General features: G+C 41.4%; 18 protein-coding genes. 17 read left to right on the forward strand and 1 reads right to left on the reverse strand.

From position 1 onward, the window contains the following. The first annotated feature begins 49 nt into the window (after nt 1–49). The 9 genes from SKC37_RS01675 to SKC37_RS01715 all read left to right on the forward strand — a co-directional run bounded on the left by SKC37_RS01675 (nt 50) and on the right by SKC37_RS01715 (nt 11,947). Nucleotides 50–973, forward strand: coding sequence for a sugar phosphate isomerase/epimerase family protein (locus SKC37_RS01675; protein WP_377979799.1), 924 nt, complete (start codon nt 50–52; stop codon nt 971–973). Between the two features lie 7 nt (nt 974–980). Then, the gene (locus tag SKC37_RS01680) at nt 981–2,303 is read left to right on the forward strand and encodes an amidohydrolase (protein WP_377979800.1); all 1,323 of its coding nucleotides are present in this window, start codon (nt 981–983) and stop codon (nt 2,301–2,303) included. A gap of 55 nt (nt 2,304–2,358) precedes the next feature. Next, on the forward strand, nt 2,359–4,689 hold the full coding sequence (locus SKC37_RS01685) for an alpha-L-rhamnosidase-related protein (protein WP_377979801.1): 2,331 nt from the start codon (nt 2,359–2,361) through the stop codon (nt 4,687–4,689). 72 nt (nt 4,690–4,761) lie between these two features. Further along, nucleotides 4,762–6,840: a bifunctional aldolase/short-chain dehydrogenase gene (locus tag SKC37_RS01690; protein ID WP_377979802.1), complete on the forward strand. Its 2,079-nt coding sequence runs from the start codon at nt 4,762–4,764 to the stop codon at nt 6,838–6,840. An 8-nt stretch (nt 6,841–6,848) separates the two neighbouring features. Further along, the gene (locus SKC37_RS01695) at nt 6,849–8,108 is read left to right on the forward strand and encodes a sugar isomerase (protein ID WP_377979803.1); all 1,260 of its coding nucleotides are present in this window, start codon (nt 6,849–6,851) and stop codon (nt 8,106–8,108) included. Between the two features lies 1 nt (nt 8,109). Beyond that, nucleotides 8,110–9,393 (forward strand): FGGY-family carbohydrate kinase, encoded by a 1,284-nt coding sequence (locus tag SKC37_RS01700; RefSeq protein WP_377979804.1) that lies wholly within the window; start codon nt 8,110–8,112, stop codon nt 9,391–9,393. A 1-nt stretch (nt 9,394) separates the two neighbouring features. Beyond that, complete coding sequence (locus SKC37_RS01705) at nt 9,395–10,108, forward strand: (Fe-S)-binding protein (RefSeq protein ID WP_377979805.1); 714 nt, start codon at nt 9,395–9,397, stop codon at nt 10,106–10,108. Then, complete coding sequence (locus SKC37_RS01710) at nt 10,101–11,444, forward strand: lactate utilization protein B (protein ID WP_377979806.1); 1,344 nt, start codon at nt 10,101–10,103, stop codon at nt 11,442–11,444. Before SKC37_RS01705 ends, SKC37_RS01710 begins: the two co-directional genes overlap by 8 nt. Beyond that, entirely contained in the window at nt 11,441–11,947 is a 507-nt protein-coding gene (locus tag SKC37_RS01715; protein ID WP_377979807.1) for a LutC/YkgG family protein, read from the forward strand. The genes SKC37_RS01710 and SKC37_RS01715 overlap by 4 nt, the downstream gene beginning before the upstream one ends. Here the strand turns inward: SKC37_RS01715 and SKC37_RS01720 are convergent. Continuing rightward, nucleotides 11,928–12,830 carry a hypothetical protein gene (locus tag SKC37_RS01720; protein ID WP_377979808.1) on the reverse strand — a complete coding sequence of 301 codons (903 nt, stop codon included), beginning with the start codon at nt 12,828–12,830 and terminating at the stop codon, nt 11,928–11,930. The two genes, SKC37_RS01715 and SKC37_RS01720, sit on opposite strands and share 20 nt — an antisense overlap. Nucleotides 12,831–13,143: 313 nt before the next feature. Here SKC37_RS01720 and SKC37_RS01725 point away from each other — a divergent pair, with 313 nt between their 5' ends. Genes SKC37_RS01725 through SKC37_RS01760 form a run of 8 tightly spaced genes read left to right on the forward strand, consistent with a single transcriptional unit; the run spans nt 13,144 to nt 24,334 of the window. Next, nucleotides 13,144–16,209: a WG repeat-containing protein gene (locus SKC37_RS01725; protein ID WP_377979809.1), complete on the forward strand. Its 3,066-nt coding sequence runs from the start codon at nt 13,144–13,146 to the stop codon at nt 16,207–16,209. Continuing rightward, nucleotides 16,210–17,757 carry a PQQ-binding-like beta-propeller repeat protein gene (locus SKC37_RS01730; RefSeq protein ID WP_377979810.1) on the forward strand — a complete coding sequence of 516 codons (1,548 nt, stop codon included), beginning with the start codon at nt 16,210–16,212 and terminating at the stop codon, nt 17,755–17,757. Then, nucleotides 17,758–18,819, forward strand: a complete 1,062-nt coding sequence (locus SKC37_RS01735) for a LysM peptidoglycan-binding domain-containing protein (RefSeq protein WP_377979811.1) — start codon at nt 17,758–17,760, stop codon at nt 18,817–18,819. It begins immediately after the preceding gene. Between the two features lie 10 nt (nt 18,820–18,829). After that, nucleotides 18,830–19,267: a glucosaminidase domain-containing protein gene (locus SKC37_RS01740; protein ID WP_377979812.1), complete on the forward strand. Its 438-nt coding sequence runs from the start codon at nt 18,830–18,832 to the stop codon at nt 19,265–19,267. Nucleotides 19,268–19,271: 4 nt separating this feature from the next. Beyond that, the gene (locus tag SKC37_RS01745) at nt 19,272–20,162 is read left to right on the forward strand and encodes an SGNH/GDSL hydrolase family protein (protein ID WP_377979813.1); all 891 of its coding nucleotides are present in this window, start codon (nt 19,272–19,274) and stop codon (nt 20,160–20,162) included. Beyond that, nucleotides 20,137–21,627 carry an MBOAT family O-acyltransferase gene (locus tag SKC37_RS01750; protein WP_377979814.1) on the forward strand — a complete coding sequence of 497 codons (1,491 nt, stop codon included), beginning with the start codon at nt 20,137–20,139 and terminating at the stop codon, nt 21,625–21,627. The genes SKC37_RS01745 and SKC37_RS01750 overlap by 26 nt, the downstream gene beginning before the upstream one ends. After that, nucleotides 21,624–23,042, forward strand: a complete 1,419-nt coding sequence (locus SKC37_RS01755) for a LysM peptidoglycan-binding domain-containing protein (RefSeq protein ID WP_377979815.1) — start codon at nt 21,624–21,626, stop codon at nt 23,040–23,042. The genes SKC37_RS01750 and SKC37_RS01755 overlap by 4 nt, the downstream gene beginning before the upstream one ends. A gap of 35 nt (nt 23,043–23,077) precedes the next feature. Beyond that, nucleotides 23,078–24,334: a Gfo/Idh/MocA family oxidoreductase gene (locus tag SKC37_RS01760; protein WP_377979816.1), complete on the forward strand. Its 1,257-nt coding sequence runs from the start codon at nt 23,078–23,080 to the stop codon at nt 24,332–24,334. The last annotated feature ends 2 nt before the right edge of the window (nt 24,335–24,336 follow it).

Genomic DNA, 24,336 nt, shown 5'->3' on the forward strand with positions numbered 1-24,336 from the left:
AAATAGAAATAGAATTTGTAGCTTGAAGTTCTAAATAAACCTATCAAATATGAATCAATCTAGACGTTCCTTTTTACGCAATTCTGCGATGGGACTGGGGGCTTTAGCCTTTGCTTCCCCTACTTTGCAAGCTTTAGCAGCAGTTAAATACAAGAAATTAGTAGGGGTACAATTGTACTCCGTGCGCGATGATATGCGCAAGGATCCACAAGCTACCTTGAATGCTTTGGCAGAAATGGGTTACAAATATGTGGAGCACGCAAACTATATCGGTCGTAAATTTTATGGCTGGGAGGCGAAGGAATTTAAAAAGCGTCTGGATGATTTAGGGATGAAAATGCCCTCAGGTCATACGGTGATGGGTAAACTGCACTGGGATGATGCGAAAAATGACTTTACAGATCTTTGGAAATATACGGTAGAAGATGCCGCGGTTATGGGTCAGGAATTAGTGATTAGTCCGTCCATCGATATGGGGATTCGCAAGGATAAAAACCTGTTGTTGAAGTACATGGATATCTTTAATAAGTCAGGGGAATTATGCCAAAAATCCGGCATGCGATTTGGCTACCACAATCACGATTTCGAGTTCTCGGAGAAATTAGAGGGAGAATTATTGTACGACATCATGTTGAATAACACGGATCCTACGCTCGTGGCGCAACAGTTAGACATAGGTAATATGATCAACGGTGGCGGTATTCCTGCAGAAGTGATGAAGAAATTCCCAGGTCGTTTCGTGTCGATGCACGTGAAGGACGAGGTGCCTTCGTCGGCAGGACATGAGAAATTCGAATCTACTGTTTTAGGGAAAGGTTCCGGTCAAATCGATGTACAAGCCTTAGTTAAATTAGGCGATAAGGAAGGTGGAACAAAACACTTTATCATCGAACAAGAAGCCTACCAAGGATTAAAACCATTGGATTGTATGAAAGAAAACATCGCGATCATGCGCGGATGGGGATATAAATAAAATAGAAATGAAAAAACTTGCCTTAGGACTACTATTAGCTGCACCCTTTCTATCGGATGCACAATCTTCTTTAAAACCTGTTATTGCTCAAAAAGCCGATGCCTTGAAAGATAAGGTCATCGCTTGGCGCCGTGATTTTCACGAACACCCAGAACTAGGAAACCAGGAAGTGCGCACCGCCGGAATTGTAGCGGCACATTTACGCTCTCTAGGCATCGAGGTGCAAGAGAAAGTGGGTATTACTGGTGTGGTGGGTGTTCTAAAAGGAGGAAAGCCGGGGCCTGTCGTAGCACTACGTGCTGATATGGACGGTTTGCCGGTAACAGAGCGTGGAGAATTGCCTTTTAAGTCGAAAGTGGTAACAGAATTTAATGGCCAAAAAACGGGTGTGATGCATGCCTGTGGACACGATTCTCATGTGGCTATTTTGATGGCGGTGGCGGAAATTTTGGCGTCTGAAAAAGCGAATTTAGCAGGTACGGTGAAGTTTATTTTTCAACCAGCTGAAGAAGGTGTTTACAACGATAAAGGAGAAACCATTCTAGCAGGAGCTGAATTAATGGTGAAGGAGGGTGTTTTAGAAAATCCGAAAGTCGATGTTATTTTTGGGTTACACGTTGCCTCTGGATCTGAAAATGGGGTCATAGAATACAAGCCAGGTGCCACGATGGCAGCCGTTGATCAACTTGACATTAAAGTCAAAGGAAAGCAAGCGCATGGCGCGAGTCCTTGGACGGGTGTCGATCCGATTGTTATTTCCTCGCAAATCGTGATGGGCTTGCAAACCATCGTTTCGCGTTCCGTAAATATTACGGAAGACCCAGCGATTGTGACTGTGGGTGCCATTCACAGTGGAATTCGCCAAAATATCATTCCAGAATCTTCGCATATGATCGGAACGATTCGGACTTTTGGAGTAGAACAGCGCAAATTAGTGCACCAACGCATTAAGGACATCGCAACAAACATCGCTGAGAGTGGTGGTGGAAAAGCTGATGTGACCATAGGTACAGGATATCCAGTGACGTATAATAATCCGGGATTAGTTGAGAAAATGTTACCTACGTTGCAAGGAGTAAATGGGAAAGATAAAGTGCGCGTGATTCCTGCTCACACTGGGGCAGAGGATTTTTCTTTCTTCCAACAAAAAGTTCCTGGCTTCTTCTTCTTTTTAGGAGCGAGACCAAATAACAAGAAAGCAGACGAAGTAGCTGGACACCACACGCCAGACTTTCATTTAGATGAAGGTCATTTCCAAGTGGGGGTGAAAGCCTTGAGTAGTTTGGTCGTAGACTATATGGATATGGCGCAACCGAAGAAAAAGAAATAGATTTTGAGAGACGCGCTTGTCGCGTCTTTTTTTTTAACGCATATCTTCTAAACCGATGAAAAAATTCCTCCTATTCCTTTTACTTGTAGGCCCTGCAGCCAATACCCAAAATCTGAAACCAGAACTTTGGAATAAACCGTGGAAGGCTTCCTGGATTACGTATGCGGAAAATTCAGCGAACGCGTATAACTTAGTTGGGTTGAAGGACTACGGAGTTTACCGCTTTCAGCACAAGGTCCCTTTGTTAGCTAAGCCAGAGAAATGTATTATTCACGTTTCCGGTGATAATCGCTATAAGTTATATGTGAATGGGACCTGGGTATCTGCAGGACCGGCACGAGGGGATTTGTATTTCTGGAACTTTGAGACACTAGACATTGCGCCTTACTTGAAGGCAGGGGAGAATACCGTGGAGGCTTTGGTTTGGAATGAAGGGAAAGGGAAGTCCGAAGCCCAAATATCTTATGCGACAGGATTTATTTTGCAGTCTGATGAGGAGGCTTTTGCCGCATTCAATACCAACGTTCGCTGGGAAGTGGCTAAGAATCTAGGAATAAGCCCTTTGGCCGTTCGCGTCCCAGGCTATTATGTGGCTGGTGCAGGAGAACTGCAAGACTATGCCAAAGGCTGGTCGCCTTTTATTTCTGCGAAATCTTTAGGTCCTGGATTAACGAAAGGAGCGTCCATTGACGCGCGTGGCTGGATGTTGTATCCATCTGCGATTCCATCGATGGAAATGAAGGAACAACGGTTTGCATCCATTCGCAAAGGCGAGGGCGATTTAATTCATGGTAGCGCATTAGTGGTGATGCCAAATACTTCGGTGGATCTTTGGATCGATCAAGGGGTCTTAACAAATGCTTATCCCCAATTAAAGTTTAGCGGAGGGAAAGATGCCAAAATTGGCCTCACCTACGCGGAGGGACTCTATGAAAAGAAAGCGCTAAGCACTACGACGAAGAATGGGAATCACAAAGGGAATCGGAATGAGATCGATAACAAATATTGGTTAGGTCGTAAAGACAGCCTAATCGCTGATGGGGCTGACCATACCTTTGAATCGATGACTTACCGTACCTTTCGCTATGTGCGTTTGACGGTGAAGACAGAAGCGGAGGCTTTGACTTTACAGGATTTCAAGAGTGTATTTACGGGTTTCCCTTTTAAGGCAAAGGCTTCATTGAAAACTGATAATCCATTGATTCCTCAGTTACTCGATGTAGGATTCCGAACAGCACGTTTGTGTGCCATGGAAACCTACATGGATTGTCCCTATTACGAACAACTGCAGTACATTGGCGATGCTCGAATTCAGGCGCTTGTGAGTTTATATTACGCGGGAGACGAGCGTTTAGTGCGTCAGGCTCTCGACCACATGGATCATTCGCGTATTGCGGAGGGGATTACGTTGAGTCGCTATCCTACAGACTTGCACCAACAAATTCCGACGTTCTCCTTGTGGTACATCGGGATGTTGCATGATTATTTGCGTTATGGAAAAGATCCTCAATTTTTGAAGAACAAATTGGCCGGCATGCGCGGCATCTTGGATTATTTTGCCCGTTTCGAAGGGGCAGATGGGACCTTGCAGAATATCCCTTATTGGACGTTTTCTGACTGGGTGAATGCGTGGCCACGGGGAATTGCGCCGGTAGGACCATCGGGTCGTTCGGCGGTAATTGATTTTCAGTATAGTTGGGTGTTGCAAAATGCGGCTGAACTAGAACGGTATTTTGGGTATCCGGAGATGGCGGCTAAGTACGAAGCGAAAGTGAAAGCGTTAAAGCCTGTGTTGCAAAAACTATACTGGGATGCAGGCCGCGGATTATATGCCGATACGGAGGTACATGATAAGTATTCGCAGCATGCGAATTCGTTAGCGATTTTAGCAGAAATGCCGGCTACCGATGTGGCAGATAAAATGCTAGCTGATAAAAATATGGCACAGGCGACGATCTATTTTAAGTATTATCTGCATTTAGCTTTGGCCAAAGCAGGAAAAGGCAACGACTACCTGAAATGGCTTTCTATCTGGAAGGAAAACATTGACATGGGATTGACAACCTGGGCGGAAACATCGGATATTTCTACATCGCGATCGGATTGTCACGCTTGGGGCTCTAGCCCGAACATCGAATTCTTTCGTATTGTATTAGGAGTGGATTCAGATGCGCCGGCTTTTGCTAAAGTAAAAATCGAGCCGCATTTAGGTGAACTTTCGCAAGCAGAGGGTATTGTGCCTCATCCGCAGGGTGAAATTCAGGTGCAGTACAAGCCGGGAAGCGCTTCAATAACATTGCCGGGAACGGTTAGTGGGAGCTTTGTTTGGCAAGGAAAGAAATACCCCTTGAAGCCTGGAAAAAATAATATAAATACCCAAAAATAATTTGACTATCCCTAGGTAGGATAGGACGGTTAGCCGCTTTTACCTCTGTAGTTTTAAGAAAAAAATAGAACCATGTACAAACACGTATCTTATCTCTGGGACGACGCTAAAGCAGCGGCACTCGCAGGGAATGAAGTCGACTTATTCATCTACCGCTCGAATATTTTAGGCGCGGATTTACGTATCACGAATTACGGCGGGGGAAATACCTCGGTGAAATTGTTGGACAAAGACCCTTTAACGGGTTCAGAAACCGAAGTGATGTGGATCAAAGGTTCCGGTGGCGACATTGGTACCTTGAAAAAGTCAGGCTGTGCGGCTTTGTACGTGGATCGTTTACGTTCGTTGACGAATGTCTATCGTGGCTTGGAACACGAAGATGAGATGGTGGAATTGTTCAATCATTGCATTTTTGATTTGTCGTCCAAAGCCCCGTCCATCGACACACCTTTGCACGGCTTCTTACCTTTCAAACACATCGATCACCTGCATCCAGATGCGGCGATTGCGATTGCTGCGTCAAAAGATGGCGAGCAAATCACGAAAGACTTGTTTGGCGGATTAATCGGCTGGGTAGGTTGGCAACGACCAGGCTTCGATTTAGGCTTGCAATTAAAAACCTGTTTAGACGAAGCAGCATCGCGCGGTGTGCAATTGCGCGGCATCATGTTAGGCTCACACGGCTTATTTACTTGGGGCGATACGTCTTACGAATGTTACGTGAATACCTTAGAGGTCATTGAAAAATGTGCGGAATATATTGAGTCGAAAACGGCTACTGTTTTTGGTGGGGCACGGATGACTTCGTTTTCTGCGGAAGAGCGTGCAACGAAGGCTGCTGCCTTAGCACCTGTTCTTCGTGGGTTCTGTTCGTCGCACGTTCAAATGGTGGGACACTTCTCCGACGATGAGCGCGTGTTACAATTCATTAATTCGAATGATTTAGATCGTTTGGCACCATTAGGGACCTCTTGCCCGGATCACTTCTTGCGGACGAAAATTTCGCCTTTGGTCTTGGGATCGGATGTTTCTGTGGAGGCCTTGACGCCCTTGTTCGAGGATTATCGCATCATGTACGGATCGTATTACGATTCCTGCAAGCACGCGAATTCACCGGCGATGCGCGATCCAAATCCGGTCGTGATTTTATACCCGGGTGTGGGGATGTTTACGTTTGCCAAAGACAAACAAACAGCCCGCGTTGCCGCTGAGTTTTATACCAATGCCATCAATGTAATGCGTGGTGCGGAGGCGATTTCATCCTATACTTCTTTGCCTCGTCAGGAGGCTTTTGATATCGAGTATTGGTTATTAGAAGAGGCAAAGCTTCAACGCATGCCGAAGCCAAAAGCACTTTCAGGACGTGTCGCATTTGTGACTGGATCAGGTGGGGGAATCGGTAAGGCGATTGCCAAAAAGATGGCTCAAGAAGGCGCTTGCGTGATTTTAAATGATGTGAATGCCGATCGTTTGGCGGAGGCCAAAGCAGAGTTTATTAGCTCATTTGGGAAAGACGTCGTTTCGACAGTCATTGCCGATGTAACGAATCAAGAATCAATCGAGGCAGCAATGAAGCAGGCTTGTTTGGATTTTGGTGGGGTAGATTTGATCGTGAATAATGCGGGAATATCCATCTCAAAAGGAATCCTGGAGCATACGCAGGCCGACTGGGATAAATTATATGACATCTTAGTGAAGGGCCAATACTTAGTTTCGCAGGCGGCGATTGCTGTCATGCGTAAGCAAGGATTAGGCGGAGATATTGTTAACATCGTGTCGAAGAATGCCTTTGTCGCGGGACCTAATAACGTCGGGTATGGCAGTGCGAAAGCAGCTCAGGCTCACATGACACGTTTGTTAGCCGCTGAATTAGGACCGGATCACATCCGGGTGAATACGGTGAATCCAGATGCGGTGATCGCAGATTCCAATATCTGGGCAGGTGGATGGGCCGAAGGTCGCGCGAAAGCCTATGGCATCACCGTGGCTGAATTGCCAGCCTATTATGCTAAAAGAACGCTATTAAATGAATCTATTTTACCGGATGATATAGCAAACGCGTGTTTCGCATTCGTGGGTGGCTTATTGAATAAGTCGACTGGAAATGCGCTAAACGTGGATGGTGGTGTAGCCGCAGGATTTTTAAGATAATGATGACAATGAATATTTCGAACCATAACGATGCTTTATTGGCGGGGCATACCCGTCGATTGGATTTCTTGAAATCCGAGGTGAACTTGCCAGCTGGCATTTTGCAGAAATTAAAGGATTTTCAAATTGCGATTCCCTCTTGGGCTTTGGGCACGGGAGGAACGCGTTTCGGTCGCTTCTCCGGCGGAGGCGAACCGCGTAATTTGGAAGAGAAAATCGCTGATGTGGGTTTATTGCACGCCCTGAATCAGTCATCCGGCGCGATTTCTTTGCACATTCCTTGGGATATCCCTACGGATCCCGCCGCGATTCGCACGCTAGCTGCCCAACTTGGTTTGGCATTCGATGCGGTGAACTCAAATACCTTTCAAGATCAAGCGGATCAAGCGCATTCCTATAAATTCGGATCCTTGCAACATGTTTCTGCTGCAACTCGGAAACAGGCGATTGATCATAACATAGAGGTGATTAAGCAGGGGGTCTCTCTTGGATCTAAGGCATTGACCGTTTGGTTATCAGATGGTTCTTGTTTTCCAGGCCAACTGAACTTTCGTCACGCCTATGAGCGCACGGTGGATAGTTTACGGGAGATTTATGCGGCTTTACCGGCTGATTGGTCCTTGTATTTGGAATACAAAGCCTACGAACCGAACTTCTATTCGACGACCGTGGGTGACTGGGGTGTGTCGTATTCGATGGTGAATAAATTAGGACCGCAGGCGAAGACCTTGGTCGATTTAGGACACCATTTACCCAATGCCAACATTGAACAAATCGTTTCGATCTTATTGATGGAGGGTAAATTAGGCGGCTTCCACTTCAACGATTCGAAATACGGCGATGATGATTTGACGGCTGGCTCAATCAAACCTTATCAGTTGTTCCTAATTTTTAACGAATTAGTGGATGGGATGGACGCGAAAGGAATGAATCATGCGAAAGACCTAGGATGGATGATCGACGCCTCACACAATGTAAAGGATCCGTTAGAAGATTTATTGCAATCGGTGGAAGCGATTCAAATCGCCTATGCACAGGCGCTTTTAGTGGATAGAAAAGCTTTAGAGGCAGCACGCGAAGCGAATGATGTGGTGCGTTGCCAAGAGATTTTACAGGCTGTTTTCCGTACGGATGTACGCGCATTAGTGGCGCAAGCACGTTTGGAATTAGGCGGAGCCTTGGATCCGATTGCCTTATTCCGTCAGGCGAAAATGCGAGAACAACTTATCAAGTCTCGCGGTGCGAAAACGGTAGCGACGGGATTATAATATGAGCGTTAAAACACCTGTCATCGCGGTATTTGACATTGGAAAGACGAATAAAAAAGTCTTTCTGTGGGATACTTCGTTTCAGATTGTGTTTGAGAAACAACAGCATTTTGCGGAGATGGTAGATGAGGATGGATTTCCTTGTGAGGATTTGCCGGCACTTCAACAATGGATTGTTGCTACGTTTATGGAGCTTTGCCAAATGCCTGAATTTGAACTCATCGGCTTGAATTTTTCTGCCTATGGTGCTTCGTTTGTGTATGTGGATCGAACGGGGGAGCCGGTGGCGCCCTTGTATAATTATTTGAAACCAGCTTCAGAGCCTTTTCCCTATGCAGATTTTGGAGGTGAGGCGGAATTTGCCCGTAGAACGGCGTCGCCCATTTTAGGGAATCTGAATTCGGGATTGCAGGTATATGCGGCTCGTTCAAAGCCTTTTTGGTCGGAGGTATTCAAAGCCTTTCATTTTCCCAATTACCTCGCATCCCTTTTTACGGGTAAGTTTTTATCAGAGATTACATCCATCGGTTGCCATACAGCTCTATGGGATTTCGACAAGGGGCAATACCATCCTTGGGTCACTTCTTTTGAAGATCGATTAGCTCCTATTTCTGCTGCAGGTTTTATCGACATAGATGGAATTCATTATGGTCTCGGACTGCATGATTCCTCCGCTGCGTTAGTTCCCTATTTGCGCACGGTTTCGGATGAATTTGTACTATTATCCACGGGTACTTGGTGCATTGCGATGCATCCTTTCAATGAATCTCCGTTAAGCGCTGAGGAATTAGAACAAGATGTCTTGTCTTATTTACAGCCAAACGGAAAACCGGTGAAGGCCTCTCGCTTATTCGGGGGACATTTTCATGAAGAGCAGGTGGCTCGGATGGAGGCGCATTTTGGCGGATCATTTACCGATTTGAAATTTTCAAACGAAGTGTATGACTTAAAACCGAAAGCATCTTCCGTTTTTGAATCAGCATTCGCCTCACGAGATTTAACTGATTTTACAGATTTGGCTTCGGCATATGACCAATTCATGGTAGATTTGGTAGGCCAACAAATCAGTAGTTTGAACCTGTTGCTGAAAGAGGCACCGGTCAAACAATTGCTTGTCGATGGCGGTTTTAGTAAAAACGAATGGTACATGCGCTTACTAGCACGTGCCTTTCCAGATGTAGAAGTGTATGCCGCAGAAGTTGCCCAAGCGAGTGCTTTAGGGGCTGCTTTACTGGTTTACGATGGGGAATTACCCCAAAATTTAATTCAATTGAAACGGTATTAGGATGCGCGTTGCCCTTTTTGTTCCATGTTATATTGACCAATTCTATCCACAAGTAGCGGTGGCGAGTTTGGAATTATTGGAAAAACTGGGTTGCGAGGTGATCGTTCCTGAAGACCAAACTTGTTGTGGACAACCGATGGCAAACTCAGGATTTGCCTCATCCACGGAGGGTTGTGATACTAATTTTACTCACAATTTTGCCGGTTTTGATTACATCGTGGGGCCATCCGGTTCTTGCGTATTACACCTAAAAGAGCATCATCCATCGGAGAAAATACGGAATTCGGTTTACGAGATTTGTGAGTTTTTAACGGATATCTTGAAGATCTCGAACTTGCCTGCAAAATTCCCACATCGGGTTGGATTGCATCATAGTTGCCACGGACAACGTGGTTTACGTTTGAGTTCCATGACAGAGCGCAATGAAAAGCCTTTTTCGAAATTAGAAGATCTATTGGGACTAGTGGAAGGTGTTGAAATTTTAAAACCTGAACGGGTAGATGAATGCTGCGGTTTCGGTGGAACATTCTGTGTTACTGAAGAAGCCGTTTCGGTGAAGATGGGGCAGGACCGAATTAAGGAACACGATGCGAATGCGGTGGAATATATTGTGGGAGCGGATACCTCGTGCCTGATGCACATGGAAGGGATTTTACGCCGTCAAGGTTCTAATATCCAAGTGAAACACATCGTAGAAATATTGAATCATGAGTAGCCACGCTGAAGCTTCGGAGAAATTTATTGCGGATACGGACCGGACGGATTGGCATGATGAAACCTTGTGGTTTGTCCGCGAAAAACGTGATAAAGCCGCGATGGTATTGCCAGAATGGGAAGCCTTGCGTGAACACGCCTCTCAAATCAAAGATCATACCTTAGCAAATTTACATCAATACTTAATTGCTTTCGAAGCGAAAGCGCAAGCGAATGGAATACGTGTGCATTGGGCGGCAGATGCAGCGGAACATAATGCGATTGTACACCAAATAATTGCCGAACAAGGTTCTAAAGTCCTAGTGAAGAGTAAATCGATGCTGACGGAGGAATGCCATCTCAATGATTATTTGGCAAAAAAAGGTATCGAGGTCGTAGATACCGATTTAGGTGAACGCATTGTTCAATTCAGAAAGGAAGCGCCAAGTCACATTGTGTTGCCGGCTATTCACCTGAAGAAAGAGGACGTGGGGGAGACATTCCATCAGCATTTAGGTACACCAAAAGGAAACAAGGATCCTCAGTTTTTGACAGAGGCAGCCCGTCAGCATTTGCGCGGGCACTTCCTTGCCTCGGAAGTGGCCATTACCGGAGTGAATTTTGCTGTGGCAGAAACAGGCGAATTCGTCGTTTGTACGAATGAGGGAAATGCGGATATGGGAGCGCATTTAGCGAAAGTCCATATTGCCTGTATGGGTATTGAAAAGATTATTCCTAAACGTGCAGATCTAGCTGTGTTTTTACGATTGCTTGCACGCAGCGCCACGGGTCAGTTAATTACGACCTATTCCTCTCATTTCCAAAAACCTCAGCAGGGTCAAGAAATGCACATCGTCTTGTTAGACAACGGCCGCACACGTCAACTCGCCGATCCGAAATACATGAATTCGTTGAAATGTATCCGCTGCGCGGCTTGTTTTAATACTTGTCCCGTTTATCGTAGAAGCGGGGGACATAGTTATCACCAGCCCGTTGCGGGGCCGATTGGATCTATTTTAGCTCCTAATATAGATAAGAAATCGAACGCAGATTTACCTTTTGCAAGCACCCTATGTGGTTCATGTTCTAATGTCTGTCCTGTCAAAATTAATATCCACGAGCAATTATGGTATTGGCGTCAAGACTTAATGGCAGCTGGATTGGCACCGTCCAGCAAAACTATCGGAATGAAATTGATGGCTTTCACCCTAGCTCATCCGGTGATTTACCGAATAGGGGGGGCGTTAGTGCGGAGATTTTCGGGAGTGTTGAATACAAGATTAAATCCTTGGTATAAACAAAGGGAGATGCCTATAGCGCCCAAGGAGAGTTTTCAAGAATGGTACAAGAAACGATGAGCGCAAGAGAACAAATTTTAGGAAAAATGGAGGCACTCGAACCAGTGAATCATCCAGGAGACTTTAAAGGGGCGTCGGATGATTTTGATTTTAAAGCTTCTTTGGAGGTGGTAGGAGCGCGTGTTTTGACTGCTGAAGAATTGGAAATCGAATTTCCAGGTCGTCGACGTTATGATAAAACCATGGATGGATTGAGTCTAGCGGATGTGGAGGTGTTGGAGATTGATGGAGAATTTGGAGTAGCAGAGAACGGGGCAATCTGGCTAACAGAAGAAGCATTTCCTCATCGAGTGGCACCATTTATTTGTCAACATTTAGTGATCCATGTCAAAAAAATAGTTCCTCACATGCATGCTGCTTATGAGGAACTAGGTAATATGAATTCCGGATTTGGCTTGTTTTTAGCCGGTCCATCGAAGACGGCTGACATCGAGCAGTCTCTCGTTATAGGGGCTCATGGCGCCCGGAGTTTGACCGTTGTGCTTAATTCAAGTACTTTATAATATCGGCAATTTTAAAGGTTACCGAGGTGCCACCCACCGCATCGCAAGCTTCAGGAAGGTTAAATTCGATATGAAATGTGATTTCATCATTATTGAAATCTATTCCTAAATCATTCATTTTATAGACTGGCAGGCTACCAAAGTCGCTAAAGCAATCTCTTGTTTCCGCTTCAGTCGAATAAACGGTAAAGTCGCGCTTGATGCGCTCGTTGATTAATTTCAATAGCTCTTTTTGTTCAACATTGAACAAAGCGGAGTTTTGAATTTTAACGTATTTTCCGTTCTTGTTTTGGAAAATTTCATAGATCCAATACATTTTCCCATTGCGATCATTCGCATACCCGGTACTCACTGTTTTAAAATCATTAAATAAGCAGGTTTTCTTTGTTCCATGTCCCTCCTCATTTTCAAATTCAGTTTCCATGCAAGAAGCGGATGCGTCACTGATTGTAGGGGCTTTTTCAGTCAATAAGAAAGGCATTAATTTATCACTAGTCGGTTTTTTCCAAGTTCCACTGATTCCCTCTGGACGGTAAGTGCCGTTGAAAATACCTTGAAGAACGTTGGTGGCAGAATATTCATTTAAAACAATCGTCCCATCGTCTTCGATAGTGCCTGACAAATTAAAGGAGTTACCCATGGACGCATAGGCATAGCTACCACTTAATACTTTCCCTGTCTTGGTGAGAGACATGGTGATCTGGTATTTATTGTTGATGGAGCCCTCAAAACTTTTTTTGAAATCAGGGATCTCGATTTTTTGGCTGGCTTTTAAAGAATCTGCCGCCAATGAATCGGCTAAGGATTTGTCCTTTTTAGACTCACAAGATGTTAAAAATAAAGATCCTAAAAGGAGTGCGAAGTAGGGTATTGATATTTTCATAAGAATTGATTGTTAATGCGAAATTATGAGAAAAATTTAATTAGTGTTAATTTTAAAATGGATTATACTAGGCTGCGAATTCGATTTCGCGTTTAATAAACGAAATATACTGATGAGGGGTTTTTTATTCTATTTATCCTTTTTGCTTTTTATTACCTTTAGCGGATTTTCGCAAGAACGTCATTTAAAAAATGCGAAAGCTTACATTGAGAAAGGATCTTATGATAAAGCTTTGGAAAGGATCGTTACCTATGAAACTTCGGTAGGAGTTAAATATGAGTCTATCTATTTTAGACATTTATTACAATCCAAAATGGCACAAAGTATAGCGGACGTTGATTCGGCTATTCATTTGTTGCAGCTTTCGAAAACAATGTTCGCAGAAGATGCGGATGAAAAAAAGAAAACTTCCTTTTGTGAAGAGTTGCAAATCTGTAGTTCCGATTTTCCTATTATTGGTCAAGAATTAGATGATCGTCTCTATGGCCTTTGCAAAAAGGATAATTCTATTGAAAATCTTAATTGGTTTATTGTAAATCATTACCAAAGTCCGCATGTCGGAGAAGCGAAATTATTACGGAATAAAGTAGCCTTTGATCTTACGCTAGCCGAAAATACGGAAATAGGCTATAGTAATTTTACCAAAAAATACCCTGATTCAGATGAGTTTTTTGTAGCAAAAGATAGTATAGAATCGATTAATTATGCAGTTGCTTTAAAAGGGAATTCTATTGCTTCTTACCAGCTATTCATTGATAAATTCCCTCGCTCTAAAAAGCTAGCGATTGCAAAAGGTAAAATGTGGTTTATTGCTTACAACGACGCGAGTAATTTGAACACAAAGCAAGCCTACCGGGATTTCATTCGTAAATACCCCAGCTCCGATTTAGTCGATAAGGCACAATTAGCTATCGAGTTGTTGGATTGGGATCTAGCCATAAAAGAAAATACGAAAGAAAGTTTTACTTCATTCGTAAGTTCGTATCCTAAGTCAGATAAACGAAAAATAGCATTAGAAAAAATTGAGACTTTTGATTGGATAAGTACGGTTAAGGAAGATTCAAGTGTTGGATATGAGGTGTTTTTAAGAGCACACCCGGTCAGTGATAAAAAAGGGGACGCATTGGTAGCTATTGAACGACTTAAAGTAGTCGTTCCTTATTTGACATCGAACCTAAAGTATAAATTGTATGATCCTAAAAGCAGAGCCTTTGTATCTGAATCACTTTATGAGAGCATAGAGCCTATTGATAAGGAATTGTTTGTCGTATCCAATTTAGGTAAAAAAGGGGTTGTTAATAAGCTGGGTGAATCTATTACTTTGGCTACCTATGATTGTTTTTGGCCTGTGGGTTCTTCTCATTTAATCTTTCAATTAGGCAGTAAGTTGGGCATGATGGATCGCAAAGGTGAAACCGTTATTCAGCCTACTTTTGATGATTTAGATGCTTTAGGTGATTCCATGTTAATTACTTCAGTTAAAACAGGGAAAGTCGTTAAAATGGGTTTAATGGACTTGAAAGGCAAAGTTCTGATGGAAAATAAATACAGAGAACTTTACGCTATTGGACCGGATCAATTCATCGTGAGTGCAGATAAAAAAGTATACAATCTAGCGAACTCAAAAGGCCAATTACTTAGTATTCCTTGCGCATCTATTGACTTTACTCGTATTGCTATGAGTAAAGGAAAATATGGCTTTTTAAACCCGCAAGGAAAATTTGCTATTCCAGCTATTTATAATTCTTTGCGCTCAGTAGGTTCGGGCTATTTTGTTGCAGAAAATGCTGAGAAAAAAGAGGGCCTATTGGATTCATTGGGGCGAGTAATGATTCCGTTTGACAAACAAAGTATACTAAATGTGGGGGAGGACATTTTTGCCTTAAACAAAACACCTTATGCTGACAAACCGACCTATTACTTATTTGGCCTAAAATCAAACAAATTAATCAGTCCTTTAGCATATGAAGAAGTGGGTCAATTTTCTGAGGGTTTAGTACAAATTAAATTGTCAGGAAAGATAGGGTATATCAATAAAGAGGGCAAATTGGTTATATCCACGGTTTATGATAATGTTGATGCACTACCTCGGCCATATGATACGGTATTAGGGCAATATATTATACCTGATCTGAATGAAATGGGGGAGGGTGATGTACCAATGGATCCAGAGGAAGAAGATTATGTTTTTGTTAACTGTTTTAAGGAAACAAAATCTTTGAATTTAGACCCCGTTTACACGAACTCAATTGGAGATTTTGCAGGTGGTTTAGCCAATGTTGCCATTGGAGAAAAAGTGGGATCCATTGATAAAAATGGCAAAATAATTATACCATTCGTCTATGATTACATTACTCCGTTTAGAAATGGTCTAGCGGTTGCTGTTACTAAAATATCAGACGAAGAATTTAACGCTGTTTTACTATCAAAATCAGGTCAAACAATTATGGACGGTGTTGCCATTATGACCTGGTTAGATAATGATCGGGTAGTATTGATTAATCGGGCTGGAAAACTAACCGAATACGCTATTCAAGCCAATAAAATGAAATTGCTAGAGGGGGAAATTAGTGATATTTTCCGTTATAAAGAATACTTGACTTTAGTTTATAAAGGCGCTACGATTTATGCCTCTGTTGATTTTCTGACTTGGTATGCTGACAAGAAAATTGATTTTTCTGCCTATGATGCACAGCAATTAGTGCTCTCAGGAAATGGACACAGAATTGCAAAAGAGTATAGCGAAGCATTACTAGATTATCAGAAAGCTTTACGCAAATCCCCTAATAATTTCAATGCATTACTTGGAATTGCGGAGAACTACAAAGATCAAAATAGCAACTATAATGCAATTGAATATATTGACAAGGCTATCCTTTATGCAAACAATTCAGAGAAATACAGGGCATTGTCATTGAAATTTGAACTCTATAAAGGGCAATCGAATTGGACAGAAGCTATCAATGCCGCGTCTGAAATCATCTACTTAAATTCTACTGAATTTAGCAAATCACAATGGTACTTAGAAAGAGGATTTTGTCGAATGGAAAATCGCTCATATAGTGATGCCATTGATGATATAACTACTTCATTCCAAGGTGAAATCCCTGTTAATTCTGCTTACGCTTACAACTTAAGGGGGATCTGTTACGGGGAATTGAAAATGTATACCTACGCAGCAGCTGATTATAAAAAAGCGACGACCTTAGGAGCAAGTCAATATGATTCGAACGAAAATATGGGAATATTCTATACCAATTTAGGCTATACTTATTTGAAGCTAAATAAATTAACTGACGCTCAATTAGCCTTCAAAAGGGCAGCGGGGTTAGGAAATCAAAATGCAGCTAGAGCTTTACGGAATAACAATTTTAAATAGATGAGGTTATTGATTTTTTCTTTTGTTTTTACTTCACTTCTTTCTTGTAATCAGAAAGAGGATGTAAAAAAAGTCGTTCAGGTCAAACGCGATACAGTCGCGTTATTACCTGATGTCTCTTTGAAAAGTGTAACAGATCAGTTAACCTATGAAATCAAATTAGTGGATTCTGCTGGTCCTGGGTTAGGGAGTATAACGTCTAAATATGATGCCGAAAAGGGTGTTTTAGGATTTAGAGGTGCTTTAAGTCGGGATATGGTTTCCGAGGGACGTTTAAATGAAAGGCCGAAAGCCGTTAAGATGGAGTGGGAGTTTTCTACCTCTTATGATGGGAAGAAAACAAAATTTGGTGTATGGGGTGGTGGAAATGGGTGGACGGGCCAGCCTCTATTGGTTAATTGGGATTATAAGGGTATACCAGCAAGTGCCTTAGCTCACAAACCCAAGGCAAACAAGGAGGTAATTATTAGTTCATTATGTGGCAAAGTTTATTTTTTGAATTTTGAAAATGGACAGCCAGTTAGGCCGTCGCTCGATACGTATAATCCCATTAAAGGAACGGCGATGTTTGACCCGGATTATACAGGTCATTTATTTGTTGGACAAGGAATTAATGAGACGGGGGAATTTGGGTTTCGGATTTTTGATGTTTTTAAAGGGAAATTAAACACTTTCGTTTCCGGTATTGATCGCGATGCTCACAGGGGGTGGGGAGCTTTTGATAGTTCTCCCATAAAGGTGGGAAATTACTATTTTTGGCCAGGTGAAAATGGCATGTTGTATAAGTTTAGAATGTTAGATGGGAAGTATAAATTACATTCGAAGTTAGTTTATCATTCTAAGAAACCGAATAAATCTTCGCTGGGCATTGAATCGAGTATGGCGGTCTATAAAAACTATGGGTATTTTGGAGATAACCAAGGTAACGTAGTTTGTGTGAACTTATCTAACTTAAAACCAATTTGGTATTTTGATAATGTAGATGATTCAGATGCTACCATCGTTTTAGAAGAAGAAAAGGGGATACCTTACGTATACATTGGTTGTGAGGTAGACAAACAAGGGGCTACGGGTTTCTCGTTTTTGAGGAAATTGAATGCGCTTACGGGAGAAGAAGTTTGGTTAAATAAAATGCCCGCTCATTCTGTCTTTGCAGGCGAAAAAACCTTTAACGGTGGAATGTTGTCCACTCCATTGCTGGGTAAACACCAGGCAAATGATTTACTCTATGTCAGTATTTCTCAGCCAGGAAATAGTCATTCTGGACATTTAATCGCCTTAGAAAAAGGAACGGGAAAAGTTCGGTTTACCACTAAATTAAATGCCTATTCTTGGTCTTCTCCTGTGGGGTATTATACGAAGAAAGGGGAACCCATTGTTTTAATTGGGGATGTAGTTGGTAATATTTATCTAATAGATGGCTTGACGGGCGAGAAGATTTTTGTTAAAAATCTAGGGAGTAATTTTGAAGCGAGTCCAGCCGTCCTAGATGATCAATTGATCATCGGTTCAAGGGGTAATAAAATTTACAAGTTTAAAATTATATAAATGAGAATTACACTTGTTTTTGGTCTGATTTTTTGGGCAAGCCTTGTCCTCAAGGCGCAAGAAGTGGTGCCCTTTACTCAAGTGGAAAATACCTATAATTTTTTGCTGCATAAACCGGAAAACAAAGAAAATCAGATCAAACCAGTTATTTTATTTTTACATGGTAGAAGCTTATCAGGTAATAATTTAAATAAGGTAAAACAATATGGAATTATTGATGATATAATTCACAGAGGACGAACGGTAGATGCTTATGTAATAGCTCCTCAGGTACCATCCGGCCAATCGTGGTCACCTGATAAATTAAAAGTTTTATTAGATTATGTTCATTCCAATTACCCGACTGACAAATGCAGAGTATATGTGGTGGGGATGAGTTTGGGAGGATATGGGACGATGGATTTTGTGGGAACTTATCCGGAAGAAGTAACGGCTGCTATGGCTTTATGTGGTGGCGGTAATGTAAAAATGGCAGAGTCCTTAGCAAAAGTTCCCTTGTGGATTATGCATGGAAAAAATGATGCTGCTGTGCCACATTCAGAGTCAGAAAAAGTTTATAATGCGATTCAAAATTGTTGCGAAACAAACTTGACTCGTTTTTCAAGTTTTCCCAATTATGGGCATGGTGAATTTGCGCGTGTATTTTATGCCAAACAAATGTATGATTGGTTATATCAATTTGAAAAAGATCAAATTTCAACAGATAAGTTAATGGATATTGAAATATTCGATAATCACTTGAAACGGGTTTATACGGATAATAAACCGAAGAAAGTATTGAAAGTATCCCAGCCAGCTGATTCTGTTATTATCAAAAAAGAGCTGGTAAAAGAGGTAATAAAATCAGATTCCCTAGAGATTGTAGCCTTGCTGCCTAAAAAACAAAAGCGCGACAATAAGTCAGAATCTCATCCCACTGAAATTAAAGTGGCTAAGGGAGACACCTATTATAGTCTCTCGAAAAAATACAAAGTAGCTATTAAAGACTTGCTTAAGTATAATAAATTAACTGAAAAGGACCTTTTAAAGGAGGGTGAAAAAATTAAAATACCTAAACGTTAATGGTACACTTATGAAAAATTTCAGCTTATTTATTGGTCTTTTATTCACATTAAATTGCTGGGGTGCTACTCCGGGTAATGTAGAAAAGTACCGCAAGTTTGTAGACTCAGTGGCAAACCAATACCAGATTCCATCTGACCTGATATTGGGGGTTGGAGTTTGCGAATCTGGTTTTGGTACCTCTAAACATGCAAAAAATTTAAATAATTATTTTGGTATTCGTGGACGCTATTCAAAGGTATATAAGACGAGTTATCTACATTATGATAAACCAGAAGATAGCATTGTGGCCTTTTGTAAATTAGTAGCCCGGAAGAAATTTTACGACAAGTTAAAAGGAAACCCGGATCCCATGGTGTGGGTGAAAGCGCTTGCAAAAGCTAAATATGCGGCTAATGGCCGTGTTTGGACAAAATTAGTGAAAAGAGGCATTGCCTCTGTAAAGTAGTATAATGAAATCAAATAGAGGTTATTTAGTATGGGCAGGGCTCTGTTTTATAGTCGTAAATGCGCTACTATTTATGTATGCTTATTCTCCATATCAATTATCCCTAGGTGGATTTGAGTTGAGAAAAGTGATACAATCTGAGGTGGATGAGGCGGATTCAGTCGAGGAAGTATTGACTGAATCTAAAGGAATTGATTCCCTTTCAATGAAAATTCAAGATACCGTTGCGCTATCAGCTAGAACAAAAACTGATTCGATTGTGGAAGAGATAGCTTCTTTTCCCACTACTATCAAGGCAGATAGTGCCATAAACGATTCTACTCATCATCGGATTTTATTATTAGGGGATTCTGAGGCAGGAGGAATGAAAAATGTTTTGAATGATTATTGTCAAAGTAATGGCCACAAATTAGTGGCTACTATTGAATGGTATTCTGCCACCTCTGTGAATTTTGCCAAAGGAGATACGATTTCTAAGCTAATTGCGAAATATAAGCCTACCTATATTTTTGTCTTATTTGGATTGAATGAAGTATTAGCTAGGGATGCAGCTAATAGAAAGGCTATGGCTAAATTGTTTCACAAGCGCCTCAGAAAAGTGCCTTATGCCTGGATTGGACCTACGAACTGGGGACAAGACTTTGTGGTAACAGATGCATTCCGCGCTGCTGCTGATTCAGCCGCATTTTTTTCATCTAAATCATTAGTACTACCTAAGGCATCAGATGGACGACACCCATCTCTTTCTGGCTATCGTATTTGGATGGCTAATATCGCTAATTGGATACAAACTTCTGCGAGATGGAAAATGAAGATGATGCCACCTACTCGAGTAGGCTATCCTAGAAAATTTAGAACCATTGTATTTAATGCTGCAGAATTTAGAGGTTATTGAGCTGTTAAAAGGGATACCTTTTGAACAATTAATTCGGGATTTGTTTTTGTATTCTACCAAAGAACCTTGGTTTTTTACCGAGTTTTCATTCCTGTTTATTTTTGGAATTTTTGTCTTTTTTTATGCCCTACTTTTTGACTGGAACATTGTTCGCAAATGTTATTTAGTCGCTTTTAGTTTGTTTTTCTATTACAAATCGAGTGGACCTTTTTTGGCTCTTTTTATTACCCAAGTCACCTTTGATTATATTTTTGCCCATTGGATTCAGAAGAAAGAGGGGTTACCCAAGAAATTAATCGGGATTATTGCCATCCTGTTTAGTCTTTCGTTCTTGCTTTATTTTAAATATGCGAATTTCTTTATAGAAAATACGAATACGCTTCTTTTAACGCATCTTGAATTTGTTGATTTATTCTTACCGATTGGTATCTCTTTCTATACTTTTCAGTCTATTTCTTATCTAGTGGATGTGTACAGAGGCGAAATTAAGGCATCTTCTAATTTTCTAGATTATGCCTTTTATATGACCTTTTTCCCTCATTTAGTAGCAGGTCCCATTGTTCGGGCAAGTGATTTTTTGGGACAAGTAAATCATCCCGCTAGACCAACTGCACTCGTATTTAAGGAAAGTTTTGTGCGGATAATTTTAGGCTTGATTAAGAAATTATTCATTGCAGATTATCTAGCAAAATACGTGGATATGGTTTTTGCTACTCCCACTTTTTATTCAGGAGGAGAAAACTTACTGGGTGTGATTGCGTATACTTTTCAGATCTACTTTGATTTCTCCGGCTATTCTGACATTGCCATTGGATTAGCTCTTTTAGTAGGTTATCGATTAAAAGAAAATTTCGAGAATCCGTATAATTCCACGAACATTACTGTTTTTTGGCGTAAATGGCACATTTCATTATCTTCCTGGCTTCGGGATTACATTTACATACCCTTAGGCGGAAATCGCAAAGGAGAATTGAATACCTATTTATTTTTATTAATTACGATGCTCATTGGGGGCTTTTGGCATGGGGCATCTTGGAAGTTTGTGTTTTGGGGATTTGCACATGGTATGGCATTGGGTGCGCACAAATTGATTAAAGATAAATTGCCTGATCATTTTATGCTTAAGGGATTAGGTTGGTTATCCACTTTTGCCTTTGTTTCGTTTTGTTGGATATTTTTCAGAGCAAATGATTTTGTGTCTGCCATAGAAATTTTACAGCGAATTGGCTACCATACTGAATGGGTTGATTTCAAGGGTTTTTGGTTCTCCCGCTTCGAGCTATCGCTATTAATTCTAGCGGTATTTGTCATCGTATTAATTCCTTTAAATTGGAAGAAATGGAGTATTGAACGTCTGTATGCTGTTCCAGCTTTCTTTTGGATATTTTTCTTGTTCGTGTCATTGCAATTAATTATTCAGTTTAGGGATGAAGTAGTTCAGCCATTTATTTATTTCCAATTTTGAGAAAGATCCTCTTTTTCCTCTTTGTCGCTTATTCTGTTTTGGGACAGACTGACTCAACCGTTGTTTGTTTGCCATGCAATCAAATTGTGGAGGACCCGGCCTTTGGGAAATTGAAGGAAGCTTGGAATAAAAGACCAATCAAAATTGTTCATATTGGTGATTCGCATATTCAAATCGGTCATTTTTCAGCTCAAATTAGAGCGCAGTTGTCAACTGTGGCTGCCTTAAATGGAACCGGAATTACCTTTCCTTATTCCCTAGCTAAAAGTGTAGATGGGGCATGGTATAAATCAAAAGCAGCCGGTCAATGGGTGGGTGATAATATCCTATCCACAAAACCCAAGTTGGAGCTGGGTGTTACAGGTTATTCCATTAAAACAGTTGATTCTTCAGCTTCTATTTCTTTTCAATTAAGGGATGCCCTAATAGACTTCTCCGAAGTGAAAATTTGGTATCAGTTGGATAGCCTTTCTTATCAACCAGATTTAGGGAGTGATTTTACCTTATTAGATAAGGTTAAAGGGGAGGGTAAATTAGGTTATGTGCGGTTTAAACGAAAAGGCAAAAGTTCTACTATCCAATTAAAATTGATTAAGCATGATTCATTGGCGCGTGAATTTCAATTTCATGGAATAGAATTTGTCAGTTCAACGGCTTCTTTTGAATACCATTCATTGGGTGTAGTGGGGGCCCAATTCACGCATTTGATTCAACATGCTACACTTTGGAAAGAACAATTACAATTAATCAATCCAGATGTAGTTATTTTCTCCTATGGAACGAATGAAGCCTATAATGGAAATTTAGATGTGGCCTATTATTCGAAACAAGTAGGTCGTTTTTTGGATGAAATAAGGATGTTATTGCCATCTGTATCGATCGTAGTAACGAGTCCGCCAGACACGAGAAGCAGAAATAGAATTCCTAAAAAGCAGATTGAAATCATTGAAGCGCAGTCAAAATGGAAGAGTTCATTTTATGATTTAAATAAGGTGATGGGTGGATTTAATTCGTTTCAACCTTGGTTTGATAGTAATTATTTTTTGAAAGATAAATTACACTTGAATAAAGCGGGATATCAATTGCAGGGAAAACTATTCATGCTAGCTTTTTTGAATCAGTTAAAACCTCAGGTAGATGTACGTGCTTTGAAAGCTGAAATAGACGGAGGAATTCAATCTATTCGGAAAAGAGTTGTTAACCAGGACACAGTAGTGAAAGATTCAGTAGAGGTAGAAGTACTCGTGCCAAGAAAAAAAATAGTTCTTTCAACCGTTTTTCATACTGTAAAAAAAGGGGATACCTTTTACAGTATTGCCGCGCGCTATCACGTGACGGTTAAGTCTTTACAAGCAAAGAATCGCCAGGTAAAATCTTCTGCACTTCAGTTAGGCGACAGGATTAGGATTAAGTAAATATTTACTATATTTAGTTCAAAACCTGTTTAATCATGTCAGTTTCAAGAAGAAAATTTTTAGGACAATCTGTTCTAGGTTTGGCTGCATTCAGTATTGTGCCACGCCATGTGTTAGGAAAGGGTTTTTTAGCACCCTCAGATCAATTAACAAAAGCTATTATTGGTACGGGTGGTATGGGACGTGGACACATACCTTATGCAGGTACGCGAGTAGTTGCACTTTGCGATGTAGACAAGAAAAATTTACAGCTCGGTTTAGATAAAGTAGAAAAAGGAGTTAAGTCATTTCATGATTACCGCGAAATGATTCAATTACCAGAAGTAGATATTGTACACGTGGCCACTCCACCGCATTGGCATGGAATTATGGCGGCGGATGCGGCTAGAGCTGGAAAAGATATTTGGTGTGAGAAGCCGATGACGCGAACCATAGGAGAGGGGAAGCGCTTGAAAGAGGCCGTTCAGCAGCATGGGCGTATTTTTCGATTAAATACATGGTTCCGTTTTGAGGGAAATTTTTATGGTATGAATACCACCGTAAAACCGATGAAAAAGGTGGTGGATTCCGGACTTTTAGGTTGGCCTCTAAAGTTTACGGTGAGTAAGCACACCGGTTTTGACTGGAAATTTTACTGGGTAGGTAAGACGGATTTAACACCTCAACCAGTTCCATTAGAATTAGATTACGAGAGTTGGTTAGGTCCTGCACCCTATAAACCCTATAATGTACATCGCACCCACCAAACATTCCGTGGCTATTGGGATTATGATGGCGGTGCGTTAGGGGATATGGGTCAACATTATTTGGATCCTATTCAATACATGCTTGGAAAAGATAATGAGTCGCCTGTGTATATCGAAGTGGATGCTCCCGTGCAAGATAAAGACGCAGTGGGCATCTTTAATCGCATTACTTTTACCTATGCGGATGGCTGTCAAATCGTTTTAGATGGAGAAGCGAAAGACGAAAAAGTGGCATATGTCGAGGGGCCAAAAGGGAAATTATACCGCAACATGCAGTCGGATATCCCTGATTTAGCTAAAAAATTAGCAGAGTTCCCTGATCCAGTAATGCAGCAAACGGACTTTGTCGATTCTGTTAAGAACCGCAAGAAATTTGCCTTGAACGAAGATAACGGGCACCGTTCGTGTACCTTAATTAACCTTGGTTTAATCGCGATGCGCGTGCACCGCAACTTGAAATTTGACCCCATCAATCAAGTAATTGTGGGAGATGAGGAGGCAAATCGCCTGATAGACCAACCGATGCGCGCACCTTATATTTTATAAAA

The sequence above is a fragment of the Aquirufa esocilacus genome, assembly GCF_042715595.1.
GTDB classification, from domain to species: domain Bacteria; phylum Bacteroidota; class Bacteroidia; order Cytophagales; family Spirosomataceae; genus Aquirufa; species Aquirufa esocilacus.